The 758-nt window shown below is 75.1% G+C and carries 1 protein-coding gene and 1 pseudogene; both read right to left on the minus strand.

The genetic code is table 11. The annotated features are described in order from the left end of the window. Window positions 1-184: pseudogene (locus HUW36_RS33765) on the minus strand (hypothetical protein); the annotation flags it as partial. A gap of 292 nt (window positions 185-476) precedes the next feature. Continuing rightward, window positions 477-758: ROK family protein (locus HUW36_RS33770; protein ID WP_174531691.1), on the minus strand; the 282-nt coding region annotated here is incomplete at its 5' end.

Below are 758 nucleotides of genomic sequence, written 5' to 3' on the forward strand. Positions count from 1 at the left end.
GGGTCCCGTAGGGCGCGCCGGACGCCGGCTGGGCGCCGTAGGGCGCGCCGGACGCCGGCTGGGCGCCGTAGGGCGCGCCGGAGCCCGGGTGGGCGCCGTACGGGGCGTTCGGGTCGGGCTGGTTGCCCCACGCTCCGGCGTTCGGGTCCGGGTAGCCTCCGTAGGGAGGGTGATTGTCACTCATCTGAGGTTCTTCCACCTGTCGTCCGTGGTTCCGGCGATCAACCACCCGCAGCGTAATGACGGCCGCAAATTCGCAGATCGCCGAAGTCTGATCGTTCTTCACCACCGGTGTCGGAGCCGTTCCGGTGGGTGCCGGCTCGACCCCCGACAGCCGGCCGGCGACCCGGCCTCGCCCGGCCCGCAGTTGTTGCGGGACAAGGGATCGGCCGCTCGACGGCGTACCCGCGTCCACTTCCCGGGACGCCGGAAAATGTGACGCAGACGACAGCCGCACGGCCGCCCCGGGGCGTCCCTCAGCGCGCCGCCGGCATGGCGTCCCGGGCCAGGGTGAGCGCGCCGAACAGCGCGGCGTCGTCGGCGAAGCGGGAGCGCACCACGTCGGGCGGGTGCGGCAGCGCCTCGGTCAACCGGTCGACCAGCATCCGCCGGATCAGGTCGCTGCGGGTCACGCCGCCGACGAGCACCAGCCGCTGCGGATCGAGCAGCAGGCAGCACGTCGCCAGCGCCCGGGCCGCCTCGTCCACCCGCGAGGCCAGCGCGTCGCGGGCCGGCCCGGGCCGCTCCGCCTCGGCGGC

Source organism: Micromonospora maritima, assembly GCF_902825405.1.
In the GTDB taxonomy this organism is placed as follows: domain Bacteria; phylum Actinomycetota; class Actinomycetes; order Mycobacteriales; family Micromonosporaceae; genus Micromonospora; species Micromonospora maritima.